This is a genomic window from Nostoc cf. edaphicum LEGE 07299, assembly GCF_015207245.1.
Taxonomy (GTDB): Bacteria; Cyanobacteriota; Cyanobacteriia; order Cyanobacteriales; family Nostocaceae; genus Nostoc; species Nostoc edaphicum_B.
On the sequence record NZ_JADEXF010000641.1, the window covers coordinates 1 to 3,593 of the forward strand.

A 3,593-nucleotide genomic window follows, 5' to 3' on the forward strand; every position below is an offset into this window, starting at 1 on the left:
TATATTTTTAAAAGTAAAAACTGGCGCTACTTGCTATAGCTAGTTAGAGAAGTATTTATACTTATAAATTGATGGTTTAGTTTAATTCCTCAGAAATTCTCGCATATATTGATTAACCAATTCCGGCTGTTCTTGCTGCACCCAATGACCACAATTTGGAATGTACTTGATTTGGAAATTTCTGACATAGGCTCCAGTGTCGTAGGTTAGCTCCTTGCCGAGTGCAGGGTCATTTTCTCCCCAAATCATCAGTGTTGGCACTTCCAGAACGCCCCAATTTGTATTTACCATTCTCTGTTGAAAAATATTGCGGTAGTAGTTCAACATTGCTGTGAGGGCACCACGTTTTGCAGCAGCATTTTTATAAGCGTCAATATCCGCTTTGGTGAAAGCACTCTTGTTAACTGCCATACTTTTAAAAGTTGTTTCAATAGCTCGGTAGTCTGAAGATTGTAAAAGGAATTCTGGTATCCACGGTAGTTGAAAGAGAAATACGTAGTTGCTACGTAACAACTGTTGAGGAGTGCGTAACCCTTGAGCAAATTTGGCTGGATGAGGTAGGTTAAGAATAATTAATTGTTCTAGTATTTCGGGGTGAGCGTATGCAAAATTCCAAGCGATCGCACCTCCCCAATCATGTCCAACTAATACACATTTTTGGTATCCTAATCCTTTAATTAGTCCCTCAACATCTTTGATAAACTCATCCATTACATAAGCTGATTGCTCATTTGGTTTATCACTATCGTTGTAGCCACGCAAGTCAAGGGCAACGACTTTAAAGTTTTGGGCAAATTCTGGTATTTGGTGCCGCCAAGAGTACCAAAACTCAGGAAAGCCATGCAGCATCAACATTAAGGGGCCCTCGCCTTGGGTAACATAGTGTAGTTTTACCCCATTGGCAGTTATATATTCGTGTTTCCAAGAACTTTCTATTAGAGACATAACTAATCCAAATTCAGCATTAAAAAACACTAAATAGTAATACTGTACTTAACAAGTCTAATGTTATTTCGAGTAGCCTCACATCTATTAAAAGACAGTATTACAATAGTGATTTTTTGTAAAAATATTAGACAATTTGTCTTACGGTAGATGTAAATCGTGGGTAAATTTTGGTAAAAGTTAAATATAATAATTATCTCCAACTACTCATGACACAACAGTTGACAAACCATGCTTCATTGTGGGTTGAGCGACTGGGACGATTTGGCTATGTTTCCAAGGGAGTAGTTTACGGTATAGTTGGACTACTAGCAGCACAGGTGGCTTTTGGCAGGGGTGGTAGAACAACTGATACCCAAGGCGCTCTCCAAACAATCGTCAACCAGCCATTTGGTAAATTTTTGCTGGCTTTAGTTGCAATTGGCTTGATTGGATATGTAATCTGGCGTTTTGTACAGGCAATTAAAGACCCAGAAAATAAAGGTAATGATGCCAAAGGTTTGGCAGTGCGAATTGGTTACGCAGTTAATGGCTTGATTTATGCAAGTTTAGCCTTAAGTGCTGTGCAAATCGTTATGGGTACAGGCGGTGGTAAAAATAGTAGTGATTCTACTGAAGACTGGACAGCACGTTTGCTTTCTCAACCCTTTGGTCAATGGTTAGTTGGAACTTTAGGGGCGTTTGTAATTGCTTTAGGCTTCTATCAGTTTTATCAAGCTTTTAGTGCCAAATTTCGTAAAGAACTCAATTTAACTCAGTTAAGCAATAAAGAAGCCCAATGGGTAATGAGGATTTCCAGATTTGGTTTAGCGGCACGGGGTATAGTATTTTGTATTATTGGTTGGTTTTTAATCGAAGCTGCAAGGCAATCGAACGCCGCTACCGCACAAGGTTTGGATGAAGTATTACAGACGCTAGCGCAACAGCCTTATGGAGCATGGCTTTTGGGTATTGTGGCACTAGGTTTAGTTGCCTATGGGATTTACACAATAATACAGGCGCGGTATCGTCGGCTAGTCAATGTTTAGATGGTGCAGTGCCGAGAATTTAAATTTATAGAAATGGCAATAATAGAAACCCGTGGTATTTGGCTGACTACTACTGATAGTAACGTTCTCAGGTCAAAGCAACGCATTGCCGAGGCGATGGATTTCCTGGCTGAAACGGGATTTAATGTGGTGTTTCCCGTTGTTTGGAATAAGGCAGCAACTTTGTATCCTAGTCAAACAATGCAGCAGACTTTTGGAGTCGAAATTGACCCTATGTCTGTAGGGCGTGACCCTTTAGAAGAGGTGATAGTTGAGGCGCGGCGAGTCGGGTTAAAAGTCATTCCTTGGTTTGAATACGGTTTTATGACGCCGCATTATTCACAATTAGCCAGGCGTTATCCTGACTGGCTGACAATTGGGCAAGAAGGTATTAACTCTATTCAAGATGCTCCACCAGAAGAAATCGACAATCTTTTAATCACTAAACAAGCTTGGTTGAATCCCTTACATCCACAAGTACAAGAGTTCATTCAAGGGTTAATTTTAGAAGTAGTTAGGGATTATGATGTAGATGGTATTCAACTTGATGACCATTTTGGGATGCCTGTACAGTTCGGCTACGATCGCTTCACTATAGAACTCTACCAGCAAGAACATCAAGGTAAAAGTCCCCCTACTGACCCTTTTAACCCAGAATGGATGCGGTGGCGGGCAGATAAAATTACTGATTTCATGGCAGAAATCTATCAAGCTGTGAAGGCAGTTAAGCCCAAAATCAAAATATCACTATCTCCCAACTATCAAGCTTTTGCTTATAAATATTATTTGCAAGATTGGGAAAATTGGGTCAAAAAAGGTTTAGTTAATGAGTTAATTTTGCAGGTATATCGAAATGACAAAAAGTCTTTTATTGCTCAACTAGAACTTCCATCGATAAAATTGGCTCAAAGTCTAATTCCTGTAGGTATTGGGATATCAACAGGAACGGTAGGTAATCCGGTAAAAATGGCACAAGTTAGAGAACAGGTTCAGGTAGTGCGCGATCGCAATTTTGATGGTATCTCCTTTTTCTACTGGGAGAGTCTGTGGGGTTACATCGTACCAGAATCACCCCAACAGCGACGCAAAGGTTTTTTTGAGATGTTTAATGCAAAAACTGTCAGACTATTACAAACAAAGAAACTTTGATGCCATTCGCGCCTAAAAATACTAGATTTGGCTTTACCTTGCTGTGGACTTTAGCTACTTTTGGCGGATTTTTATTGAGTTTACTCTTAATTGAAGTCGGCGAAAAGCCAGATGTCGGGGTGGTAGAGGCCGCTATCGGAGGATTTGCGATCGCACTTCCTCAAGGTTGTCTTCTCAAACAACCTATATTTTGTATCAGGTGGATTTTGTCAAGTCTTTTGGGTTGGAGTATTATCACTGCGATCGGTATTGGTGCGGTGGGTTGGATTGTACCTAGCACTCAGATTCTTCCTGTGAGAATTCTGTCAGGGGCGGTTTACGGGGCTTTTGGCGGCTTGGGGATTGGATTAGCACAATGGTTAGCAATTCCCCAGCCTGTAGCTTGGCGATGGATATTTGTCTCTGCGGCAAGTTGGGCTGTTGCTGTCCCTGTGGGTTCTGCTGTGGGGATGATCTGGCTTCACTTAAGCC

Annotated in this window: 4 protein-coding genes; 3 read left to right on the forward strand and 1 reads right to left on the reverse strand. The window is 40.9% G+C overall.

The features are described from left to right. Positions 1-81 precede the first annotated feature (81 nt). Positions 82-945, reverse strand: a complete 864-nt coding sequence (locus IQ229_RS18210) for an alpha/beta fold hydrolase (protein ID WP_194046133.1) — start codon at positions 943-945, stop codon at positions 82-84. A 209-nt stretch (positions 946-1,154) separates the two neighbouring features. Here IQ229_RS18210 and IQ229_RS18215 point away from each other — a divergent pair, with 209 nt between their 5' ends. The 3 genes from IQ229_RS18215 to IQ229_RS18225 form a co-directional block, all read left to right on the forward strand. Continuing rightward, entirely contained in the window at positions 1,155-1,973 is an 819-nt protein-coding gene (locus IQ229_RS18215; RefSeq protein WP_194046137.1) for a DUF1206 domain-containing protein, read from the forward strand. Positions 1,974-2,006: 33 nt separating this feature from the next. Continuing rightward, positions 2,007-3,122 (forward strand): glycoside hydrolase family 10 protein, encoded by a 1,116-nt coding sequence (locus IQ229_RS18220; protein WP_228013545.1) that lies wholly within the window; start codon positions 2,007-2,009, stop codon positions 3,120-3,122. Continuing rightward, positions 3,122-3,593 (forward strand): hypothetical protein (locus tag IQ229_RS18225; protein WP_194046135.1); only part of this gene is annotated, 472 nt, incomplete at its 3' end. The genes IQ229_RS18220 and IQ229_RS18225, both read left to right, overlap by 1 nt.

Bases quoted from the DNA above. Each gene is read 5' to 3' on its own strand.
- IQ229_RS18210 (WP_194046133.1), bottom strand. From the start codon at position 945: ATGTCTCTAATAGAAAGTTCTTGGAAACACGAATATATAACTGCCAAT.
- IQ229_RS18215 (WP_194046137.1), top strand. From the start codon at position 1,155: ATGACACAACAGTTGACAAACCATGCTTCATTGTGGGTTGAGCGACTG.
- IQ229_RS18220 (WP_228013545.1), top strand. From the start codon at position 2,007: ATGGCAATAATAGAAACCCGTGGTATTTGGCTGACTACTACTGATAGT.